Source organism: Microbacterium sp. A94 (genome assembly GCF_051842855.1).
Taxonomy (GTDB): domain Bacteria; phylum Actinomycetota; class Actinomycetes; order Actinomycetales; family Microbacteriaceae; genus Microbacterium.
This window is the reverse complement of the sequence record NZ_JBPXMU010000005.1, coordinates 263,667-290,042: the sequence shown is the minus strand read 5'-3', so window position 1 is coordinate 290,042 and position 26,376 is coordinate 263,667. Positions and strand designations below refer to the sequence as shown.

Sequence of the window (26,376 nt, the reverse complement as noted above, 5' to 3'; positions counted from 1 at the left end):
GACGAGGCATCGACAGCCTCCCCAGCATCAGAACCACGACCAACGAAAACCCTGACTAGACTGCCCAAAACCGTTCACTTTTCGAACGCCGAAAACGTTCAAAGTTCGAGCGCCGTCGACAAGCTGCAAGACGCAGCCGTGAAAGTCAGTGACCTGCCCGAGCTGTTCAACGTGTCAGCTCGAACTATCCGCGATTGGATCGCCAAGGACAACATCGCCACGTTCCCGTACCCGATCCAGAACGACACAGGGGCACGAGCCCTCGCCGTCAGATGGGGAGACATACACCCGGCATGCGAGAACCAGACACGCTGGACACGTCGCTGACACTTCCGCCATCACTGATATTGTGGTGTTTAGTGGAACTGTTCCACACTCTGCCCCGCTCAGTCGGGGCTTTTTTGTGCCCACCGGGCATGAGAAACCTCCCGGCGTGCCGATCGACCCCCAATCTCGGCTGAGCTGGTTGAGGAAGCCGCCAGGCAAGCGGCGACAGCCCGAAAGGGCATAACTGAACACGACGGAGCAGGCATCGCCTCGGTCGTCACATTCCGGGGTAGCTCAGCGGCAGAGCAATCGGTTGTTGCCCGATTGGCCGCAGGTTCGAATCCTGCCCCCGGAGCTATGGCATGGGTGAGGTTCTGTCGTAGCGGCAGGCTGTGGCGCAGCATTGGGACTGGGCGTCAGGCGACTTCCCACCGCGAACCCATGACCAGACTTCAATCTGAAACCCACGCCTTGCCGCATGCACCGATCGGGCGTAGAATGAATGGTTCCTCAACGAGGGAGACGCCCAGGGTGCGAACCTGGACGCCTCTGAGCTTGCTATCTCAACTCCAGAGGAACTGAGCAATGAACTCGAAAGCCCTGACGAGGGCCGCTGTAGCTATAACTACGCGGCGCATCCCTCGCAGGGTTTTTCGTATTCGGGTCCACTTTCGCGTACTCAAACCGGTTTTACGATTGGTCATTTCATCACCTCCTCTCGTGGTGGCTGTGAGGCGGATCAAAGACGCCTAGCGTCGTTTTGTTGGCTCACTGCCAATTGGGAGAGAAGATGCGCCGAAAGTCTATCGGCATCGCACCCACAGGCAACGCCACAATCTGAAACCCATCAGCCCTCGCCACACGCGGGGGCTTTCCTGCGTTCGGGGGAGTGGCTGACAGTGAGTGACACCTGGCACGTCTTCCCAGTGCGCGACCTCACAGAACACGACATCGAAACCGACGACTGCGTGTGCATCCCCGACCAACGGGCCGTGAAACGCGAAGACGGCTCCATGGGCTGGATAGCCGTCCACCACTCACTCGACGGACGCGAACTACGGGAGGTGCCGTGAGCGACCAGACGAAAGTAGCACTCGATGCCGCAATCGCCGCGCACGTAGCCGAAACCGGCGAAGGCAGTATCGTCACCGACTGGGCACTCATCGCCGCAACAACCAGCATGGAGAACATCGGCACCGGCACAACCCGATACCTCCTCGAAGGCAACGACAACCAGCCTGTACACGTCATGACCGGGCTGTTCCGATACGCCAGCGAACGAGTCATGTGGGACGACGACGAGGAAGACGAAGATGTCTGACGTTCGTGAAGTAACCGAATGGCACAAGGTCAACGCCGACCTGGCACGACGCCGCGAGCTCGTTGCCATGACCAAGCCGGAACTCATCAGCTATATCATCAGCATCGAGAACAACCTCGCCGCTCTCTCTGATCGCATCGACCGCCTGGCCGAGCTATGAGCGCCTACCGGTGCGAGCTCTGCGGACGCGACGTCGACTCCTACGCTGCGATGATGCAATGCGAACTCGACTGCCACGAGGAAGCCAAGGCCGCACACAAAGGACAAGTCAGCCCGCGAGCCATGAGGCCCGTACATCGTTGGGAAGACGACTGATCAGGGGAACAAGAACCACCTCCGAGTGGCACCTATGCCTCAACTATGAGAAACGCTGAGTGCTCTGCCATCATGATCCCATGAGCGACCCGACGCAGATCCCCGCAGGATGGTACGACGACGGTTCCGGACGCCAGCGGTGGTGGGATGGCTTCCAATGGGGGCAGTTCGCCGACCAGCCTGCCACCCCTGCCGTTCCGGCCGCACCCGTCACCCCGGCTGCGGCAGAATCTCGCATAGCGAAAGCCACCCGGATGGCTACTGCCGCCGCGACCGCAGCTCGCGCCGCAACAACCGCAGCAGCGTCGTCCATAGCGGAGTCACGCTCGGTCAAGGACGCTCCAGGGGAACCAGTGCCAGCGCCAGTGCCAGTCCCAGCCGCCGCCGCTGTGGCGGTGAAGCAACCATGGTTCAAGAACAAGTGGATCTGGGTCGCCGTCGTCGCGGCATTCCTCTTCGTCATCATCGCGGTCAACGCCATCAATGAGAGCCGCAACGAAGCATCCCCCGCGGAAGAAATAGCGCCAGCCCTCACACAGACCGTCGAAACGATCACGATTCCCGATGTAGTTGGGCAGGACGGGGAGACGGCGAAGAGCGCGCTCACAGACCTTGGGTTCGATGTCGAGTTCGAAGCCGGCGATGAGTCCGTATGGGACCCATCGAACTGGAACGTTGACGCACAGTCACCGGTGGCTGCTGCCGAAGCCGCGGAAGGCGATGTTGTCACCCTCACGGTAAGCAAGCCAGAGCCAGAGCCAGAGCCAGAGCCAGTCGCACCATCGACCACCCTCGGTGACATCGAAGCCGCGCAATACCTCGCCCTCGCATGGGAAGACCGCTTCGTCTACGGCGGCACAGTCCATTGGATCGTAGACCGCATCACAACAGCGAACGAAGACGGCACATATACGTTCAAGATCGGCGCGACCATCACCAACGCCTACGGCACGGAGTACTCCGGAACGATTGAAGGCGACGTCGGCGGGACGAGCGACGCGCCCGTCATTCTCGATTCGATCATGTACACCGACGCCGGCGAGGTAGTCAACTACTGGGAGTGATCCCGGATTGCCCCCAGGGGTAGACCACGAACCCCGGGGGTGTCCAAAACCCGCCCAGGGCCCCTCGCCAATGCCCCACCCCAGGGTGCGACAACCGCATCACCCACACCCGGTACTGCTCCGAGCACACCGTCCACAACTGGACAGGCCGCTCCCACGCACCAGGGGCAGGGCATACCCAGTGGCGTAGAGCAGTCCCGTTTTACGGCAGGTTGTCGATCTCGGTTCAAGGCACGTTCGGCACGCCAGTTACGTGGCCGCCCAAACACCCTGCCGGAACCTAATCCGCGAAACGGCCCGCCCGATGTTTCTGGCAGGCAAGTCGAGAAGCGAGGCTGAAACGCAACTCCCGACAGGTTTCGTGAGACAAATCGCCTTCTCGTCGAAACATCAGCCGCGCGTCATTACGGGGATGTCTCGTCTCATCGACTGCCCACTTTCCTGAGATCGGACATCGTCTTTGTCCGATCTCACGAGAGAGGTGGAATCTCAAAAGAATGGCGGAGCGTCTCACGGAGTTGGCCGAATCTCACGAAACGTGTCACCACGTCGGCCTCAGCCATGGGCAAAGGCGATCGCGACCGTTCTTTAGGTCGCTGAACGCGTCACCTGCGAGTACATGTACATATCGCGCGGTTGGCCACCCACCCGTTTCCAGTTCCGGAGCAGGCCCTCTCGCTCGTAGCCCGCCTGTTCGGCTACCCGCCAGGAGCCTTCGTTCCAAGGCTCCACGTACAGCTCGACGCGATCGAGTTCCTCGAGCGTGACCGCCCATGAAGTCAGGGTGGTCAAGGCGTCCTTCGCGAATCCCTGGCGTCGACGCGAACTGGCGATCCAATAGCCGACGCTGGCTCGGCCGGATCCGCCCGGGATGAGGAAGAGCCCGATGTGCCCGATCGCGTTGTCGTCGTGATCGGCGATCGCGAACGCGTAGCCGGCTCCGTCTCGCAGGCGTTCATGTTGCCGCTCGATGAAGGCCAACGCTTCCGCCTCATCCGAGGCCGTCGGCACGCTGGTCATTTGAGGAATCAGGGGGTCCTGAGAGGCATCCACGACGATCGCAGCGTCCGAGCGGTGCCATGCCCGAAGTATGACCTTCTCGCCGGTGAGCGTCGGCAGGGACAGAGGGTTGGAAGTCATCCCTCATGGTGACATGTGAGTGTGCACAGCAGGAGAGACTGCACAGCAGACATCTGCCACAAACGATCGTTTTCGGTGACGCATGGATTCTTCGTCCGATCGAAAACGATCGGTTTCGGGCGTTTGCGCGAATCTCCGAGTGCTCACAGGTCGTCAACTAAGCTGGCGCGATGGCTGCCGCTTCCGAAGAGATCACTTCTTCGTTGGTTCGCTCCCTTGTGTCGGAGCAGTTCCCTCAGTGGTCGGAGCTGCCGATCCGCCCGGTGGAAGTTCAGGGGTGGGACAACCGCACCTTCCGGCTTGGTGACCGAATGACTGTCCGCCTCCCGAGCGCGGACGGCTACGTCGCCGGCCTAGTCCGGGAGGAGCAAACCCTCGCGATCCTCGGTTCCAGCTTTCGCGTCGCGATCCCCCGCGTAGTAGCGACCGGGGCCCCCTCGGAGGCATTCAACCGACCCTGGTCCGTTCGCGAGTGGATTGAGGGGCACACTTTAACCGCGGTTGAAACGCGCGAGCGAGAGAGCGCCATCAGTAGCTTGGGCGACGCCCTGAGGGAATTGCAGGCTTGCGACACGGTCGGCGGCCCATGGGCGGGAAGCGCATCTGCTTACCGCGGCTGTCACATCAGCGCGGTTGGCGAGGAGATACAGAGCCGGCTCCCCCTCCTGGACAGACGTCACGCTGAGGGATGTCGGGCACTCTGGGATGCGGCCGTGGCCACAGTGTGGACCGAGCCGCCGGTGTGGGTCCATGGCGATGTCGCGCCAGGCAACATGTTGTTCGATAGCAGCGGCCAATTGGCGGCGCTTATCGACTTCGGACAGACGTGCGTTGGTGATCCCGCCTGCGACCTGGCCTTCGCATGGTTGAGTTGCAGTTCTCGCGAACGTGATCGACTGCACGACCGGCTAGAGCTACCGGAGGATGCATGGTTACGAGGAGCTGCGTGGGCGCTGTGGAAGGCCCTCATCAGTTCCCCCGAAGAGGTGCTTACCAAATACGGGCGCTCACGGGATGCCGTGCTGAGCGATGTGGCCGACCTGACGAAGGGATAAGAACGACGCTCTTTTTCCATGCCTCCCGCTAACGATCGTTTTCGGCGTGATCCAGAGCCAGGGCTCGGAATGCCTGCCGCAACCGTTCGTCATAACCACCAAACGGCAAGGGTTTCCGGCTGATCTCGCGGAGACGCACCAGTCTGTTCCGCAAACGGCGTGGGGATGGCACCTGTCGCGTAACCCATGGGTTCGAGACGGGGAGGTTGCGAGACGCATCGAAACCCGTAGGTTCAGTTTCTCGGCAGTTCGACCTCGAGGTTCCTTACGGCCCACACCGCGAGGTCGTCCAACACGGGTTGAACATTCTCGCCTCGCTGTGAGAGGCGGTAGGTGATGTGGACAGGGCGAGTCCGCGTTTCCGCTCGCTCGACGAGTCCGGCCTCAGCGAGGTCGACGAGCCGGTCGGAAAGAACCGAGTCCGTGATCGCTCCAACCGCTCGTCTCAAATCTGTGAACTTCATGGGACCCTCGCGAAGGGCGGCAAGGATTCGACCGTTCCACTTCTTGCCCAGAATGCCAAAGGCTGTCTGCAATCCGGCGTCACGCTCAGTGCTCACGAGGCGCGATCGGATTGCCATGCCTTGATCGTATCCAAATTTGACATGACCTGCTATTGAAAAACGAGTACTTGGTTTTCGCAAGTGCTCTGGTTTACTAGTGATCTTGCCCGATTGGCGGTCCCGAACTCTGCCTTGTTTTTCACTGCATCGCGGGGGCACACGGACAGATACATCTGAAGGAGAACCGGTGTTGAACGAGACTGCCTCGCCCCTGGACACACGCGAAGCTGCGATCACCGAAGAGCAGGACTACCTTGACGCTACCCTCGCGCGCCGAGCAGAGATACTTCACTTCTTGAACACCGAGCTGTCCACCTCCGTGCATGACGCAGTCGGCCACGCCCGCCGGCAGGGAATGATTCGGCAACGCGCTGAGCTCACGCACGCCGAGAACGGTCTGATCTTCGGTCGTCTTGACGCCCTTGATGGCAGCACCCTACGCATCGGTCGCGTTGGAGTCTCCGCAGCGGCAGACGACGCTGATCCGATGGTCATTGACTGGCGCGCACCTGCCGCAAGGCCCTTTTACATGGCAACGCCCCTCGAGTCCCTCGGGCAGGCACATCGCCGACACATCCGCATTGAAGGCACCACCGTCGCAGGGGTGGACGACGAACCCCTTGACGGTGAGAGCACCAGCGAGCTGGTCGGCGAGGGTGCGTTGTTTAGTGCCCTGTCAGAACGACGAACGGGACAGATGACCAGTGCCGCAGCCACACTCCAACGCGAGCAGGACGAAATCGTGCGCGCAGGGGTCCGAGGGCCCCTGGTGGTGCAGGGCGGCCCCGGCACGGGCAAGACGGTTGTCGCGCTCCATCGGGCCGCGTATCTGCTGTTCGCAAGCCCGCAACTCGCCGCACGCGGCGTGCTGACGCTCGGACCGTCACGACGATTCCTGGACTACATCGCCCAGGTGCTCCCTGCTCTTGGCGAGACTGCGATCGTCGCCGCGACGCCCGACACGCTCATCCCCGGTGTCACCGTCACCGCAGAAGAGTCGCGCACCGTCGAGGGCATCAAGGGACGCGCACTCTGGCAACGAGCGCTTGAGCAGTACGTTGCCGCGCGCACACCCGAGGGGACACCGGTCGCGCTGGTTTGGGAAGGCGAGCAGTATGAAATCCCCGCGGACCTGGTGGACCGCCTCATCAAAACCGCGACGTCCGGGCGCAGCTACCACGCCGCTCAACGGTGGTTCTTCGAGCAGATGCACGACCAGCTCGCGCACGCAATCGCTGAACGCTTCGAGGACGTCTTCGCGAGGATCGACGAAGGCCTCGAGGACGTCGTGCACGCCAAAGTCGCCTTCCAAGAAGTGGATCGCGACAACGAGGGCAGCGAGGTCGACGGCGTACTCACCGAGCAGGAACTCGACAAGCTTCGCGACGACATCGCAATGAACGCCCGTGTGGCCAGCACCCTCGCTAATATTTGGCCGACGCTGGATCCGGCGACAGAACTCCGCCGGCTGCTGAGCGATGAAGAGCTGCTCCAACAGTTCGTCCCCGAGCTGAGCAATGACGAACGACAGGCCGTCGTCGCCACGAAGATTGGCTGGGCAACGGGCGACATTCCGCTCCTCGATGCCGTGTCACACCTCATCGGCGACACCGTCGTTCACCCGACGTCTGACACGTTCCTTTCAGAACGGGCCGCAGCGCGCCGCGACTGGATCTACGGACATGTCATCGTCGATGAAGCGCAAGAACTGTCCGAGATGCAATGGCACATGGTTGCCCGGCGAACCCCACAGCTTTCCATCACCGCGGTGGGTGACATCGACCAGGCCGAAACGCCCCACGAGCACACAACATGGGCGCAAGCGGTCACCGCCGTCTTTGGCGAACGCTGGACCCAAGCGAAACTCACCATCGGCTACCGGACGCCAGCCGAAGTCATGGCGCTCACCGGCCCCATCCTCAAAAAGGCCGGCAGCGTCAATGAGCCACCAAACGCTGTGCGCTTCTCCGGTGTCGACCCCTGGGCACGAGACGTCGCCGAGTCTGAACTGGTCGCCGAGATCACCCAAACCTACGAAGAACTCACTGACCGCTGGGCAGGCGGCACGGTCGGTGTCATTGCTGCTGCCCCGAGAGTACTTGAGCTGCAAGCCGCGCTGCCAGGAATCCCGGTCATCACTGCCACCCAATCCAAAGGTCTGGAATGGGACGCCACCCTCGTCATCGATCCCGACGGCATCGCCGCAGAACCACGCGGCTGGAACCGCCTCTATGTGGCACTCACCCGTGCAACCCAGGAACTTGGCCAGATCAAGGTCCGCTAAGAATCGCGCTCCCGCCATAGCCATGAGGAGGCCTGTCTCGTATTCCTATCGGCAGGTTGACGATCTCGGTTCAAAACACGTTCGGCAACCCGGTTAAGCGGCTGCCCAAACCTCCCTGTCGGAGCCCAATCCGCCGAACGGTCCTCTTCCATCGTCAGACGCGATGGCTACTCCACGGCAGCTATCCGACGACGGCCTCCCGAGCGTATGGACGAGTGAAGGTCCCCACCGTGCTGGTGGGGACCTTCAAATCTGGCTCGACGATGCTCTGTCAGATCACTCGGCTCCTGCGGCCGCGTTTACTTCACCGACGAGCACTTCGAGCACGTCTTCCAGGAAGAGCAGACCCGTGACCTGACCTTCCGCGTCGAGTGTCTTGGCGACGTGTGCTCCTCGGCGCCGCAAGACAGCCATGGCGTCTTCGAGCTCCGCATCCCTCGACACCGAGATGAGGCGTCGAAGCCGCTTCTCCGGAATCGGGGCGGTGAACAATTCCGGACTCATGAGATCCATGACGTCCTTCATATGGATGTAGCTTGAAGGGTCACCCGACTCGTCGGAGATGACGTAGCGCGAGAAGCCATGCTTGATTACGGCCTCCTGCACATCAATCGGTCGAGCGTTCACCGGTAGTAGCACCATGTCCTCGAGCGGCACGTCCACGTCGAAGACGCGCTTCTCCGTGAACTCGAATGCCCCGGCAAGAGTGCCTGATGCGTCACTTAGCGTTCCCTCACGGGTCGACTGCTCGACGATGCCCGCCACCTCATCGAGCGTGTAGGTGCTCGTCGCTTCGTTCTTCGGCTCGACTTTGAAGAGCCGGAGGATGCCGTTCGCGATGCCGTTGAGGCTCCAGATCACCCGGTTGAAGATCTTCGAGACCACGACAAGGGGTGGTGCGAGCAGCAGCGAAGCGCGATCCGGGACCGAGAACGCGAGGTTCTTCGGGATCATCTCGCCGAACACGACGTGCAAGAACGTCACCAGGACCAGCGCCACCACGAATGCGATCACGCTGATCGCCTCTGGGGTCAGTGGTGTCAGCCCGAGCGGGATCTCCAGCAGGTGGTGAATCGCGGGCTCCGACACGTTCAGGATGAGCAGCGAGCACACGGTGATGCCCAGCTGGCTGGTCGCCAGCATGAGCGTCGCGTGCTCCATCGCCCACAGCGTGGTCTTCGCAGCCCTGCTGCCGCGCTCTGCGAGGGGCTCGATTTGCGAGCGCTTTGCCGAGATCACCGCGAACTCAGCGCCGACGAAGAACGCGTTGCCGATCAGGAGAACGAACAGCCACAGGATTCCGGGCAGGTACTCACTCACGAGTCATCCCCTCCTTTAGCTGATCGACTGTTCGGTCGTGACGGCTCATCGTGCTCGCATCCGTGTCGGGGTCATTCGGGAGATACCGCACACGCAAGATGCGCGTACCGTCGATGTGCTCGACACGAAGAGTCCCCGTCGCGATCACGATCTCGTCGCCGAGCTCCGGTAGTCGTTCGAGGGTGTCGGTGATGAAACCGCCGATCGTGTCGTAGTCGCCGTGTTCCGGCACCTCGATCGACAGGCGATCGAGGAGCTCGTCCGGCCGCCAGGAGGCATCGAAGGTGACCGAGCGGCCGCGTCGAGTGAATCCGGTACGGTGCCGGTCATGCTCGTCCTCGAGTTCACCCACGATCTCTTCCACAAGGTCTTCGAGCGTCACGACACCGGCGGTGCCGCCATGCTCATCCACGACGACAGCAACCTGGTGCCGCTCGGCGCGCAGGAGCGCCAACAACGCGGACGCACCCATCGACTCCGGCACCCGGAGGGCTTCGGTCTGCAGAGCTCGAGCAGTGACGGATGCCTGCTCCGGGATCGGAACCGCGAACGCCTGCTTGGCGTGCACAAAACCGGTGACACTGTCGGGCGTCCCATCGATGACCGGGAACCGCGAGAACCCAGTCGCAAGCGAGAGCGCGACAATCGCCGCAGCGGTGTCGTCTATGCCGATACTCGCCATGCGCACGCGGGGAGTCATGACGTCCGAGGCGTCGTGCTCAGCAAACCGGAGAGTCCTGCGCAACAACACCGCGTCGTCCGCTTCGAGCAGGCCGGAGAGCGCGGAGTGTCGGATCAGATACGAAAGCTCGTCAGCGCTGCGCGCGCCGGAGAGCTCCTCCTTGGGCTCGATGCCCATGGCCCGGATGATGGCGTTCGCGGTGTTGTTCAGCATCAGAATCAAGGGCTTGAAGACCATCGTGAACGCCGCCTGGAACGGGATGACGACCTTCGCCGTGGCACGCGGTAGCGCGAGCGCGAAGTTCTTCGGCACAAGCTCGCCGATGATCATCGAGAACAGCGTGGCGAGCACGACCCCGACGATCGTGCCGACAACCGGTACCAGTCCCGGGGCGAGGCCCGCCGAGGTCAGAGGCCCCGAAAGGAGCGAGCTCACCGCCGGTTCGAACGTGTATCCCGTGAGCAGCGTGGTGAGCGTGATTCCGAGCTGTGCGCTGGAGAGGTGTGTCGATGTGATTCTCAGGGCCTTGATGGTGGGCCCGAGTCGTTTCTCTCCGCGGCTTTGCCGGTTTTCCAAATCGTTTCGGTCAAGGTTGACGAGTGCGAACTCGCTCGCGACGAACAACCCGGTTCCGACTGTCAGAACGAGGCCGATGCCGAGCATCACCCATTCGTTCATGCGTGGCGCCTCTCGACTGTGGCGGACGCGTACGCGGCCGGAACATCAAGAGGCTTGGGACTATGACTAGGGGGGTCTTCCATAAGGCAAAATTTTAGACGTCGAAAATTTGAATTCGCCAACAAGCGCTGTCGTCGATTGTTGGCAGATTCTCACCCGGCTCCCCGTGCCACCGCGTGCTGGAGTCGTCTCTACCGCGGCCCGTTGATGCCGCGGCGCAGTGCGGTGAGATGATTGCAACGCAACGCTGGCCCAGCTTCTCCTCGCTGAGGGTGGGGCATTACCCCTTCGCGATTGGAAATCACATGCGAATCACCAACAAGGCTCTCTCTGGATACGACTTCCTCGCCGAGATGACGGACGATGCGCACTATCCGCAGCCGCTCGTGGAAAAGGGCAAGCTGATCTTGGTTCAGTTGTGCGAAACGATCGAGAAGGAGCATCCTGCTGATCTCGACGCGCTTTACGTCATCACGCACGCGACGACTGAAGAATTCAACGCGCTGGCTGCGGAATTTGCAGAACAGGGCAGTGAACTCGACACGGCCGCACGCGACACGATCGGATCCGACATCGCCCAGATCGCCGACGTCTACGGGTTCACGTCTGCCGACTTCGAGAAGCTGATCGCTCCGCGCACCTGGTGACGAGTCTCGCCACATTGACGTTCAGCTTCTTTGCCTGACCCTCGCATCTCGATGTCGGTCAGACACCAACCGGGCGCGCGAGCTCGGGAGGGGTGCCGATCTCGTCGATCGAGTGGCCGGTGCACGGATGGCGGGTGGTCGTTGCGCTCTGGATCCTGGTCAAGTCGAACCAACGGACGTCATCTCGCAATCTGCACCACCCAATAAGCAGCCACCGTCCACCGGTGAGGGCGAAGATCATCGGCTCCACCTCGCGTCGGGTGTGCTGGCCCTTCGCATCGATGTAGACGATATTCACGGTGACTTGGTCGACCGTGGCCTGCTCGAGCGCCGACATCACTCGCCGCGGAGCGGCCGGTGCGACATCGACCCACACCCGGCTGGACAGTTCAGTGGCTCGACGGCGGGCCGCGGGATCCAACACGTCCAACACCTTACGAATCGCGGCGCGCGCCGAACCAGAGAATGGCGCCTGAGCGGTCGCCGACACCGCAGCGGTAAGGGCTAGCGCCTGCGCAGCCGTGAGATTCACCGGCGGTAGCGAGGACATCTCCGTCAGGCCGTAGCCGCCACCGGGACCGGTTCGTCCCCAGACAGGCAGGCCGCCTGCCCCAAGGGCAGCGAGATCACGCTTGATCGTGCGGACGGTGACCTCAAATTCGTCTGCGAGCTGTTGCGCAGTGCGGCCACGAGTGCCAGCTCGACGTAACGACTCGGTCAGCGAATGCAAGCGCTCGGTTCGGTTCACCCTGCCACTATCTCAGAAATAGTGACCGGAATAGTGACATCCCATTGTCTTGTGTCCGGGAGAGCATGAAGACATGGAAACGCTCACGACCAACAAGAAATCATTCGTTCTCGTCCCCGGCTATTGGTTGGGCGGGTGGGCCTGGGATGCCGTCGCGGATGACTTACGCGACCGTGGCCACCGCGTCATCGCCGTGACTCTGCCAGGCCTCGACCCTGACGACTCTGATCGGGTATCAAGGAGTCTTGCCGACCAGGTCGACCACTTACGCGCGGCGGTGAGCACTGCTGGTGGTGGAGGCTCGGAGGTCGTCCTCGTCGTTCACAGCGGTGCTGGAGCTCCCGCATCCGTTCTCTTGGATCAGAATCCCACCGCGGTCGCTCGAATCGTCTACGTCGACAGTGGACCGTCAGCCGACGGCTCTGCCAACGATGCGTCGGTTCCGCTTGACCAGCACGAGGTGGCGCTTCCCCCGTTCGCGGAGCTGGCCGCCAGTCTCGATGGGCTCAGCGAGGACGACCTCGACCGGTTTCGTCAGCGTGCGGTTCCGCAGCCCGCAACCGTCGTGCGTGCAGCGGTTCATCTCGAGAACGACGCTCGACGAAATGTGCCGTCGACGATCATCGCCTGTTCCTTCCCGTCCGAAGCGCTGATGCAGATGGCTCGTGAAGGGCACCCGATGATGGCGGAAACTGCCATGCTCAGCGATCTCGAAATCGTCGATCTCCCGACCGGGCACTGGCCGATGTGGAGCCGGCCCGCAGACCTCGCCCTCACCATCGCCCGCGCAGCAGACCGCTGACGGTGATCCCGTGGGTGATCCCGTGGGTGCTGCCCGATGAGCGGCAGCGCCCACGGGGGATAACCCCCGTGGAGAATCGGATGCTGGCCTGCTGGTTGTTCGAAGCAGGTGAAGCGAGGGTGGATCTATGACCAATCTCTTGCTCAGCACGCAACCTGGTGACGATTCTGGCACGCTGGGAGACGTGACTTCTTCGCCGCCCATCGAACGCCCGAGGCGCGGCCCCGGCTATGGCAAGCTGTGGCGGTCCCTTCCGCGTGAGCTGGGCTTCCTGTTACTTACGCTCCCCATCGTGACGGTGGGTTTCTCAATCGGGTGGGTGCTCTTCGCTGCCGGTCTCGGGACGCTGATTATCTGGATCGGCCTCTTCATCCTCGCTGCCGCCTTGTTCGTCGCCCGCGCCTTCGGCACCTTAGAACTCACCCGACTGAGTTGGGCCGGACTTCCGGCCATCGCCCGGCCTGGTTGGACGCCGGTCGTGCATCGTCCGGGACTCGTCGGCTGGTTCAAAGACCTATTCAGCAACGCTCACTATTGGCTCTATCTGCTGCACACGGTGCTGCTCGGGTTCATCCTGGGGGTATTCACCTGGGCCGTCAGCCTCGTGTGGGTGGCAGTCGGTCTCGGTGGCGTCAGCTACTGGTTCTGGGGTCGATTCCTTCCGCAGAGCGAGCAAGACGTCTGGTTGCACGACGTCGCACTCCGGTTCTTCTTCCCTGGTTTCCAGATAGCAGACAGCTACCTCGGGCGTTTCAATGGTGAGAGCGTGATGTACGCGGTGGCCGGCGTCGTCTTCCTTGTGACGCTGCCATGGGTGGCCCGGGGGCTCATCCTGCTGCACCATGGACTCGCAGTAGGTGTTCTCGGCGCATTCCGTTCAGAGGCGCTCGAGCGAGAGGTCGCCGACCTCGGCGCGTCGCGTGGTGCGGCGGTCGCCGCCGAGGACCACTCGCTGCGCCGCCTTGAGCGCGACATCCACGACGGACCTCAGCAGCGGCTCGTGCGGCTGCAGTTCGATCTGGCTAGCGCAGGACGCAAATTTGAGAGCGATCCGGGTGCCGCCCGCGCGCTCCTCGATGGCGCCATGCAGCAGTCGCGCGACACCCTCGAAGAGCTCCGCGAGCTGTCTCGCGGATTCGCGCCACCGATCCTGCAAGACCGCGGTCTTGCCGCTGCAATCGATTCGCTTGCCGGACGAAGCACAGTTCCCGTCACCACAACGGTGACACTCATCGGTCAGACGCTCCCGCCCGAGGTCGAGCGCAGCGCATACTTCGTGGTGGCAGAACTCCTCACGAACGTGACGAAACACGCATCTGCGTCGCGGGTGGAGCTCACAATCGACTCGACCAGGGCGATTGCCGGCGCGGGAAACCTGCTGTCGATCGTCGTCTCCGATGATGGCGTCGGAGGAGCGAACGCTGCAGTTGGGCACGGGCTCGCCGGTCTCAGCGAAAGAATCCACGGACTCCGCGGCAGCCTCCACCTCACGAGTCCGGCAGGCGGTCCGACAGTCATTTCGGCCAGCATCCCGTATCAGGCGACAGAGGGCACGGTATCTTGATCGGATGGCAGGCCAGAGGGATGACGATCGCACAGTGGTGAGAATCGTGTTGGCCGAAGACTCCCTGCTTCTGCGCGAAGGTCTCATCAGACTCTTCGACGAGGCGGGGTACGAGACCGTAGGCGCCTACGGCGACGCGGATGCCCTGCTCGCCGAGGTGACGGAGCTGCAGCCCGACCTCGCCGTGCTCGACGTACGGATGCCCCCGACCTTTCGCGATGAGGGGGTGCGTGCGGCCATCGAGTTGCGCCGACGGCATCCGGATGTCGGCATCCTGCTTCTCAGCCAGTACGTCGAAGAGACCTACGCGGTGGAATTGCTCGCCGCTGGAGACACGGGTCTTGGTTATCTGCTGAAAGACCGGCTCGCGTCAATCGAGGAGTTGAAGGATGCTGTCGCGCGGATTGCCGACGGCGGAACTGTGCTCGACCCGCAGGTCGTGAGTCAGCTCCTCGGGCGCCGCCGGGATCCGCTCGCAGCTCTCACCCCTCGGGAACGCGAAGTCATCGCGCTGATGGCGGAGGGCCGCACCAACGCCGGTATTGCTGAAAGTCTCGTGATCGGCGTCGGTGCGGTTGAGAAACACGCCACATCAATCTTCAGCAAACTGAGTCTCGATGGCTCTGGATCGGCGCATCGCAGGGTGCTGGCTGTACTCGCCTGGCTGCAACGCTAGAGCACTGTCCGATGCGGCTGCATCTCTATCTCTATTCTCGCTCTGATCGATCAGCTCGCCAGGAAACGCTCGATCGCTGCGATCGTCGTGGCATTATCGCGATGCAGAACCGCACGGATCCCGCAGTCTTCCGCGCCCCGCATCGGAGCTTCGTTGTCGTCGATGAATAGAACATCCTCGGCGGACGCTCCCATTCTCTTCAGAGCGGTCAGGTACGCGCCAGCATCCGGTTTTGCCACTCCCTGCTCGTGGCTGTAGCAAATCGGATCGAAGATGGACGAGAAGCGAAAGCGTCGCTCTTCTTCTTCACGCGCACCATCACCGGAGTTGGACAGAATGGCCAGGCCCGCACGCCCCCGCAACGACCGTGCATGAGCTAATAGCTCGACATTCGCCTGGCCGCAATAGGCATCCCACAGCTGTGCCCGCAACGCCGCGACTTCAACATCATCGACTTCCAGTGCGGCACCGAACTTGCGCCAGTATTCGTCTGCGACCCCGGTCTGCAACGTGGTGTCGGGGAGACCGGCGGCATCCAGGCGAGCACGCAGTTCTTGGACGGACAAGCCGAGGCGGACGCTCCAGCTTTTCTCCAGGACCTGCGGCCAACTGTGATCATCGACGATTTCGAGGACGCCACCGATGTCGTAGAGAATCCATTTCATCCCGGCAACCTATCCCGAGTGGATCACAGATGCAGTGTGATCTCGCCTTCTTCACGCAACTGGGCCGCCAGCGCCTGATACGCCTCGGATTTCTTGGTGTTCACGGCCTGTTCGACGATCTGCGGTTTCACCTCTTCGAATGTCGGCAGCGCCTCGCCACCGGACTGCTCCTGCTGGGCTACCGCCTGATCGTAGATTTCGCGAAGTTCCTGCTCGGTCGGTTCCGTATCGCCGACTTCCTCAGTCAGAAGTCGGTCCACCCGCTGCTGCATTTCCAGCTCGGCGTACACCTCTTCCTCGCCCATGCCCTGTTCCTTCAGCGCTGCGAGTAGTTCGTCCGTCGATCCCATCTGGTTGGCTGCGGCGAGCTGCTCCAGTGCGGAATCAAGTTCATTCTGAGTCAATTCGATCTTGCGTTCGTCAGCTTCCTGCGAGAGGAGTTCCGAGTCGACCATCGCTTCCGCCGTCTGCGTGCGCAACTGATCCTGATCGAGCGCTTCGCCAGTCTGCTGCGCTTGCATCTGCCACTGCGTGAACTGCATCTCATAGATACTGACGAATTCGTCCTTGGTGATCTCCACGCCGTTCACCTCCGCAACCACGTCGGGGACGCCCTCCAGATCAGGCTGCTGCGATGAACCCTCCTGTTGACTGCTCTCAGCTGGTTCCTCTGGACCGGTGCTGCTGCATCCGACGAGGCCCAACAATGCAACTGCGACGCCTAGCCCTACCCAAATTTTGCGACTCACTCAACTGTCCTTTCGCTGACGGGCGACGCTAACAGTGCGACCTGTGCGGCAGATCAATCGGGGGTGCGGAGTGTCAGCGTCCAAACGCCGACTTGCATCTCAAGCCGCTTGAGGTTGCAAGGTGGGAACATGAACATTTCAGAAGACACTCTCTACTCCATCGGCGAAGTCGCGCATCGCACCGGGCTCAGCGTCAGCGCCATCCGTTACTACGCCGATGAAGGGCTCGTGCACCCGACGGACGCGACTGACGGCGGTCACCGCCTGTATGACGTGGATGCGATCGCCCGCCTGGAGTTCGTCCGCACGCTGCGCGACCTCGAGACCGGCCTGGATCAGGTGCGCCGCGTCCTCGCCGGTACGACATCGCTGCGCGATATTCTCGCTGAACATCTCGATGTCATCGAGAAACGGTCGAAGGATATTCAGGCGAAGCGGGCAGTGCTCCGCGCGCTTGTGCGGCAGGAGGGCACGGCGGAACGCGCGAACCTTCTGCGCAAACTGGTGACGATGTCCGACGCCGAGCGTCAGCGGCTGGTCGACGACTTCCTGGAGGACGTCTCCGCAGGGCTTCCGGCGGAGACGATCGAGCGGATCCGTGCAGCGCAGCCGATGCTGCCGGCGGACCCCGCCCCAGAGCAGCTCGATGCGTGGGTCACCTTGGCGGAGCTGCTGCGAGATGACCGGTTCCGCGCGGCGACCCGTTCCTATCTGCACGAGACGTACGCGGAGTTTCCCGGCTCGGAGATGGCGAAACCTCACGTGCAGAACTTCATCAACTCGGCGGGCGCTGATCTGACGCCGAAGCTGATGGCTGCTCACCAGGCGGGATTCGCCGCCGATGACGCTCAGGTGATCGCCCTCGCCGCACAGATGGTCGAGCAGTTGGCGCAGGCGTTCGGAGTCGCAGCCGACGACGACCTCCGACGGCGGCTCGCCGACCGCTATCGCGATCTCGACAGCACCACTCTCGAGGCGCTCCAGGATCCGGAATACAACGCCACCGAGGGGCGCTACCTCGAACTGGTCTCGATCATCAATGATCAACCGCATCCGGATGCGGCTCTCCTGGACAGTGCTCGCCGAGAGCAGAGCGACGGTGACGGACCCAGTTTCCGAGACCTCGGCCAGTGGCTGTCCGCCGCAATACTCGCCGCACGGTGATTCAGAGGTCTGCACGAACGGAGGCGCCTCGTGATGATCTTTACAGGCTGCCCCGGAGCTGCATCTAGACGGTCAGGTCGGGCACGAGACCGTCTTCGTGTCGACCGGACGCCTCAAGGTCGCGGTTTCGCGGGCGAAGGAGCAGACTGGCTTGATGCTGATTCGCGACGCTACCCCCGCCGATTGGCCCACTATCTGGCCCTTCCTGCAAAAGATCGTAGCGGCGGGAGACACCTTCACCTACTCCCCGGAACTGGGTGAGGAAGAGGCCGAGGCGGCGTGGATGGTGCGGGCACCGGGTCGCGTGGTCGTAGCTGAAGCAGCCAGCGGCGGCGTGGTCGGAACCGCAAATATGTATGCAAATCGCGCTGGCCCTGGCGCCCATATTGCCAGTGCGAGCTACATGGTGGACCCAGACCACCAGGGCAGAGGGGGAGGGCGGGCGCTCGTCTTGGACTCACTCCGCTGGGCACGAGCGCGAGGCTTCCGTGGGATGCAGTTCAATGCTGTCGCCGAGACCAACTCCTACGCAATCAGGCTCTACGAGTCGCTCGGCTTCACCATAATTGGAACCACCCCAGGCGGCTTTCGCCACCCAGTGGAAGGCGATGTGGGGCTGCACGTCATGTTCTGCCCACTTTGACCAAAGCTACCGACAGAAGCGATCACTGCTGTGCGCATCAACGTGACTGTGCGGATCAGGAGAATCGTGCGAACGCCAGCGAGAGTGCAGCCAGGCCAACAGTGATCAATGCCATCGCCGAGTACGAGCCGGTCCGATTTCTGCGCGCTTATGTCACGTGGGATGTCTTGTCGGCGGTCATTCTCGTCAGCTTGTCGTTCGTCCCCGGTGTGGCGCAGCAGGGGCTCGAGTTGGCGGCGTCGCCTGATCGACCACTCGATCTGCTCGGCATCACGCTCATCGTGATCCAGGGAGGCTCGGTCGCATTATTGCGCCGATCGCCGCACTGGTCCTTGGCGCTGACGTTCTCGGCATTCGCGGCGTATCAATTGCTCGGGTTCCCCACGACGTTCGCTGCCCTGGGCCTGCTCGTTGCCCTGGTGGGTGCCGGGGCACTGGTCGAGCGGCACCGGACGCTGACGGCGATGCTCGCCCTGGGCGGCTACATCGCGCTTGTCGCGGCGCTGATCGCACTCGACGCCGCACTCACCGTGCTCGATGCGCTGGTCTTCGGCGCGCTGCTGGCGGCGCTGTGGGTCTTCGGCTCCTGGCTCCGATCGCAGGCCGCTTTGCGTCGCAGCCGCACCGAGCGAGCGGAATGGGAGACGATCACGGCCGAACGGGCGCGCATCGCACACGAGCTGCACGACGTCGTCACTCATCACGTGACGGCGATGGTCGTGCAGGCTGAGGCCGGTCAGTTTCGCCAGAACATCGATCAGGGGACGCTGGAGCTGCTGGCATCCATCGCCGACGGAGGCCGGATGACGCTCGTCGACCTGCGCAGTCTGCTCGGGGCTCTCGAGGGGGATGCTGAGATCACACGTGCGCCCGCCGAACAGCAGGTCGGCGACATCGTCACCCGTGCCCGCGCGGCCGGTCAGCAGGTCGAGCTTGTGGAGCGTGGCGATCCTCGACCGCTGGCCGGCGCCACCGGACTCGTGGTCGTTCGAGTGGTCCAGGAGAGCCTCACGAACGCGATGAAGCACGCGCGTGACGGCGCTGCAACAGTGACGGTCGCATACGGTGAGCGTGAGATCCTGATTGACGTGGTCAGTTCCGGCCGCAGCCGCAAGAGCACGGCTTCGATATCGGGAGGTCGGGGGATCATCGGGATGCGTGAGCGCGTGGAACTCGTGGGCGGCGATCTGCAGGCCGAACCAGTTGGCGAACAGTTCGTCGTACGCGTGTGGCTTCCCGGATGAGCGCGGGCATGCCTATCCGCGTCGTCGTCTGCGATGACCAAGAGCTCGTCCGCACCGGATTCGTCACCATCATCGATGCTCAGCCCGATCTCGTGGTCGTCGGCGAGGCGGCTGACGGTGAAGAGGCTGTGCGGGTCACCCGTCGCGAGCGGCCGGACGTCGTCGTGATGGACATCCGTATGCCCCTTCTCGACGGGATCGAAGCGACAAGAAGAATAGCGGGCCCGCATATCTCGGATGCCGCGCGCGTGCTGGTGGTGACGACGTTCTCCTTGGACGGTCTCGTGTACGACGCCCTGCGAGCAGGCGCCAGCGGCTTCCTATTGAAAGACGCCCGGCCGGCCGAGCTGACGGAGGCCATTCGAACCATTGCCGCGGGCGACTCCCTGATCGCGCCGGCAGTGACGCGAACATTGATCGGGCGATACGGTGACCGGCTACGGCCCTCTGTGCAGGATGCTGCGATCTTCGAAGCGCTCACTGCGCGGGAACGTGAAGTGCTGATCCTCGTCGCCGAGGGGCTGTCGAACGCAGAGATCGCTGCGCAGCTCGTGATCAGTCACGAGACGGTGAAGACCTACGTGTCACGCATCCTGACGAAGCTCCAGGTGCGTGATCGGGTGCAGGCGGTGGTCCTCGCGCACCGAGCGGGGCTCGCTGCCTGGTCCTGACGCTCCGCGCCGATCGCTGATCTGCATGGCGCTGGATCCCCCGAGCGAGGGATCCGAATTGTCCACCCTGGCGGGATTCGCGGTGTTCGCGAGCTCCGTAACGTCGTGCTCATACCCCGAAATCGAGTAGGGGATAAGGAGCAGGAATGACGAAGTCCACGCAGGATCTCCAGCCATCAGCCGAGCGCGGGATCGAGCAGCCCCGCACTCGGCCCTGGGTCAGAACCGCCCTTGTCGTCGTCGGTTTCGCCGTGGCGATGCTCGTCACGAACGCCATCGCCGCCCAGCTGCACAACCCTTTTGCTGCGCTCATCATTGGCCCGGCCCTGGCGATTGCGATGGTGTCCCTGTACGTCTGGACAGGCCGGCATGTCGAACGTCGCCACGTGAGCGATCTCGCGCCGAAAGGTGCGACCCGTCACCTGCTGATTGGAACGGGGGTCGGGCTGACACTGTCGGCGGTGACCGTCGGCATCCTCGCCCTTTTCGGTGCCTATACGATCACCGGTTGGGGATCGATCGCCGGTGCGCTGGCCGTCGCCGGAACCATGTGTGCGGTCGCCGTTTCGGAAGAAGTGTTCTTCCGGGGAGTTGTGTTCCGCCTCCTCCAGGGCCGGTGGGGTGCCTGCGTGGCGCTCGGCGCCTCGGCGATCATCTTCGGACTCGTGCACATGCTCAATCCGGGCGCCTCGCTCTGGGGTGCTGTTGTTATTGCGATCGAGGCCGGACTCATGCTGGGCGCTGCGTACCTCGCCACCGGGTCGCTGTGGCTTGCGATCGGTCTGCACTTCGGCTGGAACGTCGCGACGGTGGGCATCTTCGGCACCGTCACCTCCGGTGCCGAGGCGCGCGATTCCCTTGTCACCGCCGTGACAAGCGGGCCGGACTGGCTCTCCGGGGGAAGTTTCGGTCCGGAAGGCAGCATCGTTGCCGTCCTGGTGTGCTCGGTGGTGACAACGCTCCTCCTGCTTGTTGCGCACCGTCGGGGTCGGCTTTCACTTCGTCGTCGCTGATCGCCAGGGTGAGCGTCCGCGATACGGTCGCAGTTTCGCCGGAGTTCGTGGTCGTGGTCGCGGCTTGACCCCGGTTACAGCGATTCCGCGGGCGGTTGCTCGTTCAGCACGTATTCGGCAGCCGCCCGTAGCACCTCGAGCTCGGTCGCCAGGTGTGAGGTCTCGGCAGGGAACACCTGCGCGATCGAGAGCCCGCTTACCACCGTGTGCAGAAACCTCGCTCGGAGTGAGTTGTCTCCGGGGACGAGCGCACCCTCGCCCTGGAGAACCGTGAGGCAATACTCGATGCGACGGAGCAGTTCTCTCCCGCTCGCCAAGTACTCTTCGCGCGCCGAGTCTGTCGGCGCAGGCCTCACGTAGCGGTCGAAGGCCTGACCCCACGCATCGCGCGGATCCAGGCCTTCGACCGTGAGTGAGAGCAGCCTCTGGAGGGAGCCGACGAGTCGGTCCCTCGCCGGAATGGATGAGTCGTGGACGCTTTCATCGGGAAGTACCAGGTCGTAGATCAGGACAAGTGCTTCGTCCATTAGTTCGCGCTGGGTGGGGAAGTGATGCTGCACAGACCCGGCGCTCACCCCGGCCCGCGCGGCGACCGCCCGCACGCTCGGTGTCGTCGAGGGTGCTTCCCCCAGCATCGTCGTCGCAGCCCAGAGGATCCTCTCGCGGCTATTCAAGCCCTCTGGCGGCTGCGTTGTCATCTGATGCCTCCCATTACGCTGTACTGGATTTCTACGCTACCCCTGCCCCGACGCTCGATCCGATGCTGTTCGGTGTCCGCGCCGGACCAGTGCGCCGGGTGCGGAGCCACACGATAAGGACCGTGATGATGATGACAACTCCGGGGAGAAGTGTCGTCATCGTTCCGACGCCCGCCGAACGGTCGTACGCGGCGGTGATGAAGAGCAGTGCTCGCCCGAAGCTGTCGAACCGGAAGCGCGAGATCACGTATTCAGGTGCCGAAGGCGTCGAGCAGCCAGTGGAACTTCAGGCGAAGCGCACGTTCAGTGGCCGCGAGGCCGGCTGCGAAACCCAGTGCGATGTTTTGCCAGAGCGGGAGGTCCACAGGCGAGTGGAAATGTCCGAAGCGCTCGGCGACCGGCGGAATCTCAGAGAGAACCTCCAGCAACTGCACCCCGTTCACTCCCACGCCGACCACAAGCACGACGACCGAGATGGCGCCCAGCAGGCGGCTGAGTGCGGGATGATCTCGATCGAAACGGAGCCTGCGGCCGATCGCTGTCTTCGGGTGCGGAATCAGGAGTTGGGCGGCAGCCCCGTCCGGCACGTAGTGGGCACGTCGTAGTCCGGCTGACCCCAGCGACACCTCGATCACGCCCCCTTCGACGGGCATGACAGCGGGTAGCGGTGACGCAGCATGGTGCCGACCATCGAGGTACAGGTGCGCCATTCCGTCGTACAGGTCCCTGTCGTCGTCGCGGCCCTGCTTGCCGGACGTGCGGACGTCGACGACGTAGTCGATACGGCTGCCATCTGAGTAAGTGAGTGGCAGTCGGAGCAGCTTCCGCCCGGAGAGGAGGTGCCACCAGCGAAACGGCTCGAGCGGCCGCCCGTCACCGGCATGCGTTCGTTTTGCGCCCTCTCGGCGCTGGTGATCGCTCAGCATCCGGCACACTCCCTCGATCGCCACCGCAGCTATTGCGGTGTGTTGCTATTGCCCGATTGGCATTAGCGGATGCTCCAATACAGCGTATTGGTCGAGGTGGTTATTCCTGGGCGTCTCGATCGCTCACGGATGAAGGTGACAAGCGGGTGGACGATTCCTCGCAGAGTCGCATCATCGAGGTGCGCTCCGCAGGTTCCGTCCCCGCCGACCTCCGCAATCAGGAGAGGAGGAACCCGTCCGATAGCCTGGCGCAATGAAGCGCAGGAGATTGGTAGCCCCGACAGCAGTTGCTCCTGAACCCGCACCCCCGGCGCTCTCGCCGGCGTTGCGCGTTCTCATCGGGCTTGCCGCCGCAGTGGTCGTGCTCGTGGGGATGTTCTTCGCACGGGAGGTGATCGGGCCGCTCGCGCTGGGCGCAGTCATCGTCATCATCTGCCATCCCCTGCGGCATCCGCTCGAAAAACGCGGATGGCCGCGCTGGGCAGCGACTACCGCCGTCATCGTCGTTGCGTACCTGATCCTTGCCGCGCTCGCCGCAATGCTCATCTACGCGGGCGCACAGTTCGCGAAGCTCGTCGGCGATGTGTACAGCGACCTCCAGGCATCCGTACGTGATCTGACCGGCTGGTTGCAATCAGTGGGGCTCGGTAGCGAGGTGACCGAGGCCACGGCCGCAATCCTCAAGCCCGCGAACGTACTGTCGTTCGTCTCGTCACTCAGCGGGTCTGTTCTCGCCGTGCTGACCGCGTTCTTTTTTGTTCTCGCGTATGTCATCTTCATGGCCGCCGACGGATCGCGGTACGCGCGCGCAGAGGCATCGTTCGGTCCCGCCGCGCGCCCGGCCATCGCACGCTTTCACACCTTCAACGCGGGTGTTCGTCGCTATTACATCGTCAACGCGACGTTTGGCGCCATTGTCGCCATCGTCGACGGGCTTGCACTGTGGGCGTTGGATGTGCCGGCGCCGATCGTGTGGGCGATTCTTGCGTTCGTCACGAACTTCGTGCCGAACATCGGGTTCGTGCTGGGGCTGCTTCCGCCGGCCATGCTGGCGTTTGTGGTCGGAGGCTGGCCGCTCATGCTCATCGTCATCGCGATCTACATCGTCGTCAACGTCACACTGCAAGTGCTCGTGCAACCGAAGTTCGTCAGCGACGCGGTCAATCTGAGCCTGACGCTGAGCTTCTTCTCGGTGATCTTCTGGACGTTCGTCATCGGTCCGCTCGGCGCTATCCTGTCGATTCCGCTGACGCTGCTCGTCCGAGCTCTCGTGCTCGAGGGTGACCCCGGCGCACGCTGGTTGCGCTGGCTTTCCGGAGATGCGGACGCCGCGGTCAATCCCGCGTGATCAGCGTTCGAGGATGCCGCGTGTCATCGTAGCGGGACGAAGATCGAGCCGGCGCAGCAGCTGAGCATTGAGCGCGACAACGATGGTGGACAGTGACATCAGGATCGCGCCCACCGACATCGGCAGGATGAAACCGATCGGTGCGAGGACGCCGGCGGCGAGCGGCACGGAGATGAGGTTGTAACCCGCGGCCCACCAGAGGTTCTGACGCATCTTCCGGTAGGCGGCGCGAGACAGCTCGATAACAGACAGCACAGAGCGCGGATCGTCGCTGGCGAGGATCACACCGGCCGATGCGATGGCAACATCCGTTCCTGCGCCGATCGCCAAACCGACATCCGCCTGGGCAAGAGCGGGCGCATCGTTCACACCGTCACCGACCATGGCGACCTTCCGTCCTTCGCGCTGGAGTTCCTGAACCTGTGCGGCCTTGTCTTCTGGACGGACACCGGAGAAGACACGATCGATTCCGAGTTCGTGGGCGACCGCCTGGGCGACAGCTTCCGCATCTCCCGTGATCATCACCACCTGCAGGCCCAGACCGTGCAGCGCGTCGACGGCGCTGCGCGATTCTGAGCGGACCTCATCGGCGAGTTTGAGGGCACCGATGACCCGGCCGCTGTCGAGGACATGGAGGATGATCGCGCCGTCGGCGCGCCACTTCTCGGCGATCGCGAGCTCATCGACGCGTTCTTCGCTGAGCAGGTGAGGCCCGCCCACGCGAACAGTGCGACCTTCGACCGTGGCGGTGACACCCACAGCAGGCGAGGACGCGAACTGGGAGCTGTCGGGTACGGCCAGCTGCTTGTCGGCGGCGGCGCGCACGATGGCCCGCGCGAGTGGATGCTCGCTGTCGGCTTCCGCCGCCGCTGCCAGCACCAGCACCCGGTCGGCGTCGAGGCCGTCGACCGCGACCACCTCGGAGACGACCGGCTCACCTCTGGTGAGGGTGCCGGTCTTGTCGAACAATACGGTGTCGACCGTGCGCATGCTCTCGAGTGCCAGACGATCCTTGACCAGTACGCCAGCGCGGGCCGCGCGCTCGGTGGCGATGGACACCACGAGCGGGATGGCGAGGCCCAGGGCGTGCGGGCAGGCGATGACGAGCACAGTGATGGTGCGGATCACGGCGGCGTCCGGCATCCCGACCAGCGTCCAGATGAGCGCGGTGAGTAGCGCGGCACCCAGCGCGAACCAGAACAGCCAGCCGGCGGCGGTGTCGGCCAGGCGCTGCGCGCGAGAAGACGAGTTCTGCGCGTCGGCTACCAGGCGACGGATGCCGGCGAGCGCCGTGTCGTCGCCCGTCGCGGTGACCTCGATCCGAAGACCGGAGTCGGTGGCGACGGTTCCCGCGGTGATCTGGTCACCGACGCTGCGGCTCACCGTGCGGGACTCTCCGGTAACCATGGATTCATCCATCGATGCCCGCCCGTCGACGATGCGTCCGTCAGCAGGGACGCTGCCGCCCGGCCGCACGATGACGAGGTCGCCGATGATGAGATCGGCGGGAGCGACGGTGACGACGTCATCGCCCTCGATGCGTTCGGCCTCGTCGGGGAGAAGCGCGGCGAGTGAATCCAGAGCTGATGTGGTCTGGGCGAGCGAGCGCATCTCGATCCAGTGCCCCAGCAGCATGATCACGACGAGGAGTGCGAGTTCCCACCAGAAATCGAGTTCGTGGTGCAGCAGCCCCAGCGTCGCACCCCAGGACGCTACGAATGCGACGGTGATGGCCAAGCCGATCAGGAGCATCATGCCCGGTTTGCGAGAGCGGATTTCGCTGACCGCGCCGACCAGGAACGGCTTACCGCCCCAGAGATACATGACCGTTCCCAGTGCGGGCGAGACCCAGTGCAGCAGCGGAGCATCCGGAAGCGGGTATCCGACGATCATCGCGAACATGCCGGACAGCGCGACCGTCGGGATCGCGAGCGCGAGCATAATCCAAAACAATCGGCGGAACTGGCCGGCGTGATCGCCATGCCCGCCGTGCCCTGCGTGGCCGCCATGACTATCGTGCTCTGCATGACTGCCGTGTGCGTCGGGCGCGTGCTCTGCGTGCTGTCCGTGCGAGTCGTGCTCTGCGCCCTCACGCCCGCCATGGTGCTCGTGGTGTGTCGAGGTCATGA

Annotated in this window: 28 protein-coding genes and 1 tRNA gene; 18 read left to right on the top strand and 11 right to left on the bottom strand. The window is 63.3% G+C overall.

The window, feature by feature from the left end; genetic code table 11:
• The 6 genes from ACSU1L_RS14305 to ACSU1L_RS14280 form a co-directional block, all read left to right on the top strand.
• The coding region (locus ACSU1L_RS14305; protein ID WP_439256237.1) for a hypothetical protein at positions 1 to 327 on the top strand (327 nt) is incomplete at its 5' end.
• Between the two features lie 223 nt (positions 328 to 550).
• Positions 551 to 622 (top strand) — tRNA-Asn (locus ACSU1L_RS14300).
• Between the two features lie 544 nt (positions 623 to 1,166).
• Positions 1,167 to 1,340 (top strand): hypothetical protein, encoded by a 174-nt coding sequence (locus ACSU1L_RS14295; protein ID WP_439256236.1) that lies wholly within the window; start codon positions 1,167 to 1,169, stop codon positions 1,338 to 1,340.
• A complete protein-coding gene (locus ACSU1L_RS14290; RefSeq protein WP_439256235.1) occupies positions 1,337 to 1,588 on the top strand; it encodes a hypothetical protein in 252 nt (83 codons plus the stop codon). Before ACSU1L_RS14295 ends, ACSU1L_RS14290 begins: the two co-directional genes overlap by 4 nt.
• A complete protein-coding gene (locus tag ACSU1L_RS14285; RefSeq protein WP_439256234.1) occupies positions 1,581 to 1,748 on the top strand; it encodes a hypothetical protein in 168 nt (55 codons plus the stop codon). The genes ACSU1L_RS14290 and ACSU1L_RS14285 overlap by 8 nt, the downstream gene beginning before the upstream one ends.
• A gap of 235 nt (positions 1,749 to 1,983) precedes the next feature.
• Positions 1,984 to 2,967, top strand: coding sequence for a PASTA domain-containing protein (locus tag ACSU1L_RS14280; RefSeq protein ID WP_439256233.1), 984 nt, complete (start codon positions 1,984 to 1,986; stop codon positions 2,965 to 2,967).
• A gap of 588 nt (positions 2,968 to 3,555) precedes the next feature.
• On the opposite strand, the gene ACSU1L_RS14275 is transcribed toward ACSU1L_RS14280, so the two are convergent.
• The gene (locus tag ACSU1L_RS14275) at positions 3,556 to 4,107 is read right to left on the bottom strand and encodes a GNAT family N-acetyltransferase (RefSeq protein WP_439256232.1); all 552 of its coding nucleotides are present in this window, start codon (positions 4,105 to 4,107) and stop codon (positions 3,556 to 3,558) included.
• Positions 4,108 to 4,277: 170 nt separating this feature from the next.
• On the opposite strand from ACSU1L_RS14275, the gene ACSU1L_RS14270 reads away from it, so the two are divergent.
• The gene (locus ACSU1L_RS14270; RefSeq protein WP_439256231.1) at positions 4,278 to 5,162 is read left to right on the top strand and encodes an aminoglycoside phosphotransferase family protein; all 885 of its coding nucleotides are present in this window, start codon (positions 4,278 to 4,280) and stop codon (positions 5,160 to 5,162) included.
• A 233-nt stretch (positions 5,163 to 5,395) separates the two neighbouring features.
• Here ACSU1L_RS14270 and ACSU1L_RS14265 read toward each other — a convergent pair whose 3' ends face one another.
• Positions 5,396 to 5,743 (bottom strand): winged helix-turn-helix transcriptional regulator, encoded by a 348-nt coding sequence (locus tag ACSU1L_RS14265; protein WP_439256230.1) that lies wholly within the window; start codon positions 5,741 to 5,743, stop codon positions 5,396 to 5,398.
• Positions 5,744 to 5,912: 169 nt separating this feature from the next.
• Between ACSU1L_RS14265 and ACSU1L_RS14260 the strand changes: the two genes are divergently transcribed.
• The gene (locus ACSU1L_RS14260; protein WP_439256229.1) at positions 5,913 to 8,009 is read left to right on the top strand and encodes a HelD family protein; all 2,097 of its coding nucleotides are present in this window, start codon (positions 5,913 to 5,915) and stop codon (positions 8,007 to 8,009) included.
• Positions 8,010 to 8,285: 276 nt separating this feature from the next.
• On the opposite strand, the gene ACSU1L_RS14255 is transcribed toward ACSU1L_RS14260, so the two are convergent.
• Entirely contained in the window at positions 8,286 to 9,329 is a 1,044-nt protein-coding gene (locus ACSU1L_RS14255; RefSeq protein WP_439256228.1) for a hemolysin family protein, read from the bottom strand.
• Complete coding sequence (locus ACSU1L_RS14250; RefSeq protein WP_439256227.1) at positions 9,322 to 10,689, bottom strand: hemolysin family protein; 1,368 nt, start codon at positions 10,687 to 10,689, stop codon at positions 9,322 to 9,324. The genes ACSU1L_RS14255 and ACSU1L_RS14250 overlap by 8 nt, the downstream gene beginning before the upstream one ends.
• A 305-nt stretch (positions 10,690 to 10,994) precedes the next feature.
• On the opposite strand from ACSU1L_RS14250, the gene ACSU1L_RS14245 reads away from it, so the two are divergent.
• Positions 10,995 to 11,336: a DUF5713 family protein gene (locus ACSU1L_RS14245; protein WP_438255675.1), complete on the top strand. Its 342-nt coding sequence runs from the start codon at positions 10,995 to 10,997 to the stop codon at positions 11,334 to 11,336.
• Positions 11,337 to 11,394: 58 nt separating this feature from the next.
• Here ACSU1L_RS14245 and ACSU1L_RS14240 read toward each other — a convergent pair whose 3' ends face one another.
• Positions 11,395 to 12,084, bottom strand: a complete 690-nt coding sequence (locus ACSU1L_RS14240) for a helix-turn-helix transcriptional regulator (RefSeq protein ID WP_439256226.1) — start codon at positions 12,082 to 12,084, stop codon at positions 11,395 to 11,397.
• Between the two features lie 73 nt (positions 12,085 to 12,157).
• On the opposite strand from ACSU1L_RS14240, the gene ACSU1L_RS14235 reads away from it, so the two are divergent.
• The 3 genes from ACSU1L_RS14235 to ACSU1L_RS14225 all read left to right on the top strand — a co-directional run bounded on the left by ACSU1L_RS14235 (position 12,158) and on the right by ACSU1L_RS14225 (position 15,126).
• Positions 12,158 to 12,886: an alpha/beta fold hydrolase gene (locus ACSU1L_RS14235; RefSeq protein WP_439256225.1), complete on the top strand. Its 729-nt coding sequence runs from the start codon at positions 12,158 to 12,160 to the stop codon at positions 12,884 to 12,886.
• 127 nt (positions 12,887 to 13,013) lie between these two features.
• On the top strand, positions 13,014 to 14,450 hold the full coding sequence (locus ACSU1L_RS14230; protein ID WP_439256224.1) for a sensor histidine kinase: 1,437 nt from the start codon (positions 13,014 to 13,016) through the stop codon (positions 14,448 to 14,450).
• A 4-nt stretch (positions 14,451 to 14,454) separates the two neighbouring features.
• Complete coding sequence (locus tag ACSU1L_RS14225) at positions 14,455 to 15,126, top strand: response regulator (RefSeq protein ID WP_439256223.1); 672 nt, start codon at positions 14,455 to 14,457, stop codon at positions 15,124 to 15,126.
• A 50-nt stretch (positions 15,127 to 15,176) separates the two neighbouring features.
• Here the strand turns inward: ACSU1L_RS14225 and ACSU1L_RS14220 are convergent, their stop codons facing one another.
• Positions 15,177 to 15,791, bottom strand: a complete 615-nt coding sequence (locus tag ACSU1L_RS14220) for an HAD-IA family hydrolase (RefSeq protein ID WP_439256222.1) — start codon at positions 15,789 to 15,791, stop codon at positions 15,177 to 15,179.
• Positions 15,792 to 15,814: 23 nt separating this feature from the next.
• Entirely contained in the window at positions 15,815 to 16,540 is a 726-nt protein-coding gene (locus tag ACSU1L_RS14215; protein WP_439256221.1) for a SurA N-terminal domain-containing protein, read from the bottom strand.
• Positions 16,541 to 16,669: 129 nt separating this feature from the next.
• Between ACSU1L_RS14215 and ACSU1L_RS14210 the strand changes: the two genes are divergently transcribed.
• The 5 genes from ACSU1L_RS14210 (at position 16,670) to ACSU1L_RS14190 (ending at position 21,275) form a co-directional block, all read left to right on the top strand.
• Positions 16,670 to 17,704 carry a MerR family transcriptional regulator gene (locus ACSU1L_RS14210; RefSeq protein ID WP_439256220.1) on the top strand — a complete coding sequence of 345 codons (1,035 nt, stop codon included), beginning with the start codon at positions 16,670 to 16,672 and terminating at the stop codon, positions 17,702 to 17,704.
• A 97-nt stretch (positions 17,705 to 17,801) separates the two neighbouring features.
• The gene (locus ACSU1L_RS14205) at positions 17,802 to 18,347 is read left to right on the top strand and encodes a GNAT family N-acetyltransferase (protein ID WP_439256219.1); all 546 of its coding nucleotides are present in this window, start codon (positions 17,802 to 17,804) and stop codon (positions 18,345 to 18,347) included.
• Positions 18,348 to 18,448: 101 nt separating this feature from the next.
• A complete protein-coding gene (locus ACSU1L_RS14200) occupies positions 18,449 to 19,591 on the top strand; it encodes a sensor histidine kinase (protein ID WP_439256218.1) in 1,143 nt (380 codons plus the stop codon).
• Between the two features lie 8 nt (positions 19,592 to 19,599).
• Complete coding sequence (locus ACSU1L_RS14195) at positions 19,600 to 20,262, top strand: response regulator (protein WP_439256217.1); 663 nt, start codon at positions 19,600 to 19,602, stop codon at positions 20,260 to 20,262.
• A 146-nt stretch (positions 20,263 to 20,408) separates the two neighbouring features.
• A complete protein-coding gene (locus ACSU1L_RS14190) occupies positions 20,409 to 21,275 on the top strand; it encodes a lysostaphin resistance A-like protein (RefSeq protein ID WP_439256216.1) in 867 nt (288 codons plus the stop codon).
• Positions 21,276 to 21,349: 74 nt separating this feature from the next.
• Here ACSU1L_RS14190 and ACSU1L_RS14185 read toward each other — a convergent pair whose 3' ends face one another.
• From ACSU1L_RS14185 to ACSU1L_RS14175, 3 genes are read right to left on the bottom strand one after another with little or no spacing between them, the layout of a single operon-like run.
• The gene (locus tag ACSU1L_RS14185) at positions 21,350 to 21,973 is read right to left on the bottom strand and encodes a TetR/AcrR family transcriptional regulator (RefSeq protein WP_439256215.1); all 624 of its coding nucleotides are present in this window, start codon (positions 21,971 to 21,973) and stop codon (positions 21,350 to 21,352) included.
• Positions 21,974 to 22,004: 31 nt separating this feature from the next.
• Positions 22,005 to 22,220: a hypothetical protein gene (locus ACSU1L_RS14180; protein WP_439256214.1), complete on the bottom strand. Its 216-nt coding sequence runs from the start codon at positions 22,218 to 22,220 to the stop codon at positions 22,005 to 22,007.
• Positions 22,221 to 22,224: 4 nt separating this feature from the next.
• The gene (locus tag ACSU1L_RS14175; protein ID WP_439256213.1) at positions 22,225 to 22,899 is read right to left on the bottom strand and encodes a hypothetical protein; all 675 of its coding nucleotides are present in this window, start codon (positions 22,897 to 22,899) and stop codon (positions 22,225 to 22,227) included.
• Between the two features lie 253 nt (positions 22,900 to 23,152).
• On the opposite strand from ACSU1L_RS14175, the gene ACSU1L_RS14170 reads away from it, so the two are divergent.
• Positions 23,153 to 24,247: an AI-2E family transporter gene (locus tag ACSU1L_RS14170; protein WP_439256212.1), complete on the top strand. Its 1,095-nt coding sequence runs from the start codon at positions 23,153 to 23,155 to the stop codon at positions 24,245 to 24,247.
• On the opposite strand, the gene ACSU1L_RS14165 is transcribed toward ACSU1L_RS14170, so the two are convergent.
• Positions 24,248 to 26,374: a heavy metal translocating P-type ATPase gene (locus tag ACSU1L_RS14165; RefSeq protein WP_439256211.1), complete on the bottom strand. Its 2,127-nt coding sequence runs from the start codon at positions 26,372 to 26,374 to the stop codon at positions 24,248 to 24,250. It lies immediately after the preceding gene.
• Positions 26,375 to 26,376 lie beyond the last annotated feature (2 nt).

Excerpts from the sequence above, each read along its gene's own strand:
- ACSU1L_RS14275 (WP_439256232.1), bottom strand. The coding sequence starts at position 4,107 with ATGACTTCCAACCCTCTGTCCCTGCCGACGCTCACCGGCGAGAAGGTC.
- ACSU1L_RS14230 (WP_439256224.1), top strand. The coding sequence starts at position 13,014 with ATGACCAATCTCTTGCTCAGCACGCAACCTGGTGACGATTCTGGCACG.
- ACSU1L_RS14175 (WP_439256213.1), bottom strand. The coding sequence starts at position 22,899 with ATGCTGAGCGATCACCAGCGCCGAGAGGGCGCAAAACGAACGCATGCC.
- ACSU1L_RS14280 (WP_439256233.1), top strand. The coding sequence starts at position 1,984 with ATGAGCGACCCGACGCAGATCCCCGCAGGATGGTACGACGACGGTTCC.
- ACSU1L_RS14190 (WP_439256216.1), top strand. The coding sequence starts at position 20,409 with ATGACGAAGTCCACGCAGGATCTCCAGCCATCAGCCGAGCGCGGGATC.
- ACSU1L_RS14225 (WP_439256223.1), top strand. The coding sequence starts at position 14,455 with ATGGCAGGCCAGAGGGATGACGATCGCACAGTGGTGAGAATCGTGTTG.
- ACSU1L_RS14220 (WP_439256222.1), bottom strand. The coding sequence starts at position 15,791 with ATGAAATGGATTCTCTACGACATCGGTGGCGTCCTCGAAATCGTCGAT.
- ACSU1L_RS14270 (WP_439256231.1), top strand. The coding sequence starts at position 4,278 with ATGGCTGCCGCTTCCGAAGAGATCACTTCTTCGTTGGTTCGCTCCCTT.
- ACSU1L_RS14195 (WP_439256217.1), top strand. The coding sequence starts at position 19,600 with ATGCCTATCCGCGTCGTCGTCTGCGATGACCAAGAGCTCGTCCGCACC.
- ACSU1L_RS14165 (WP_439256211.1), bottom strand. The coding sequence starts at position 26,374 with ATGACCTCGACACACCACGAGCACCATGGCGGGCGTGAGGGCGCAGAG.
- ACSU1L_RS14265 (WP_439256230.1), bottom strand. The coding sequence starts at position 5,743 with ATGGCAATCCGATCGCGCCTCGTGAGCACTGAGCGTGACGCCGGATTG.
- ACSU1L_RS14285 (WP_439256234.1), top strand. The coding sequence starts at position 1,581 with ATGTCTGACGTTCGTGAAGTAACCGAATGGCACAAGGTCAACGCCGAC.
- ACSU1L_RS14250 (WP_439256227.1), bottom strand. The coding sequence starts at position 10,689 with ATGAACGAATGGGTGATGCTCGGCATCGGCCTCGTTCTGACAGTCGGA.
- ACSU1L_RS14235 (WP_439256225.1), top strand. The coding sequence starts at position 12,158 with ATGGAAACGCTCACGACCAACAAGAAATCATTCGTTCTCGTCCCCGGC.
- ACSU1L_RS14185 (WP_439256215.1), bottom strand. The coding sequence starts at position 21,973 with ATGACAACGCAGCCGCCAGAGGGCTTGAATAGCCGCGAGAGGATCCTC.
- ACSU1L_RS14170 (WP_439256212.1), top strand. The coding sequence starts at position 23,153 with ATGAAGCGCAGGAGATTGGTAGCCCCGACAGCAGTTGCTCCTGAACCC.
- ACSU1L_RS14245 (WP_438255675.1), top strand. The coding sequence starts at position 10,995 with ATGCGAATCACCAACAAGGCTCTCTCTGGATACGACTTCCTCGCCGAG.
- ACSU1L_RS14210 (WP_439256220.1), top strand. The coding sequence starts at position 16,670 with ATGAACATTTCAGAAGACACTCTCTACTCCATCGGCGAAGTCGCGCAT.